Source organism: Cryobacterium sp. RTC2.1 (genome assembly GCF_035018685.1).
In the GTDB taxonomy this organism is placed as follows: Bacteria; Actinomycetota; Actinomycetes; order Actinomycetales; family Microbacteriaceae; genus Cryobacterium; species Cryobacterium glucosi.
Map to the genome: position 1 here is coordinate 1 of NZ_JASJXJ010000311.1, position 1,109 is coordinate 1,109.

Annotated in this window: 1 protein-coding gene; it reads left to right on the forward strand. The window is 74.5% G+C overall.

Annotation, left to right across the window (positions count from 1 at the left end):
• On the forward strand, positions 1 to 1,087 hold a 1,087-nt coding region (locus QN357_RS19010), incomplete at its 5' end, for an MATE family efflux transporter (RefSeq protein WP_323505401.1).
• Positions 1,088 to 1,109 lie beyond the last annotated feature (22 nt).

Below are 1,109 nucleotides of genomic sequence, written 5' to 3' on the forward strand. Positions count from 1 at the left end.
CCGCGGCAGGGCCGTGTCCGTCGGGATCGACGGCCTCTGGCTCGCGCTCGGCCTCGGTCTGGTGCTCGCGCTGCTCGGCGCGGCGCTGAGCCCGCAGCTCGTGGGAGCGTTCGGCGCGGAGCCTGCCGTGGCCGCGGCATCCGCCCGGTACCTCACCGTGTCGATGCTGGGACTTCCGGCGATGCTGCTCGTGTTCGCGGCGACAGGACTCCTCCGCGGACTGCAGGACACCCGCACGCCGCTCTGGGTGGCGGGGCTCGGCTTCACGGCCAACATCGTGCTCAACCTGTGGTTCATCTATGGTCTCGGGCTCGGCCTGGTCGGCTCGGCGCTCGGCACGGTCGTCGCGCAGTGGGCGATGGTCGCGGTGTATCTCGTCGTGGTCGTTCGGCACGCCCGGCGTGAGGGTGCCCGGCTGCGGCCGCACCGCGGCGGGATGCTGCGGGGGGCGTCGAGCGGCGGCTGGCTGTTCCTGCGCACGGTGAGCCTGCGTGCGGCGATGCTGCTCGCGGTTTTCGTCGCCACGAGCCTCGGCTCGCCCCAGCTCGCGGCGTTCCAGATCGCGATGACCCTGTTCGCGGCGATGGCGTTCGCCCTCGACGCGCTCGCGATCGCCGCCCAGGCCCTCGTCGGGCGCGGCCTCGGGGCCGGCGATCTCCCCGGGGTGCGCGCGGTGCTGCGGCGCTGCCTCGAGTGGGGTGTGCTCGGGGGTGCCGCCATCGGCGCCCTCCTCGTCGTGACGAGCCCCCTGCTCGGCGGGCTGTTCACGACGGCGGAAGAGGTGAGCGCGCTCCTCCCCCTGACACTCGTGGTCCTCGGCCTGTCCGGCCCACTCTGCGGCCTCGTCTTCGTACTCGACGGCGTGCTGATCGGCGCCGGCGATGCCCGCTACCTCGCCGTGACCGGGCTGGTGAACCTGCTCGTCTTCGTGCCGCTGGCCTGGGCGGTGCTCGCCTGGGCACCGCAGGGCGCCGTCGGGCTCGCCTGGCTCATGGCGGCGTTCGCCTTCGGCTACCTCGGCGCGCGCGGCCTCACCCTCGGCCTGCGCGCCCGCGCCGCGCGCTGGATGGTCGTCGGCGCCCGCTGAGCCGCCCCGCCCCCAATACCAC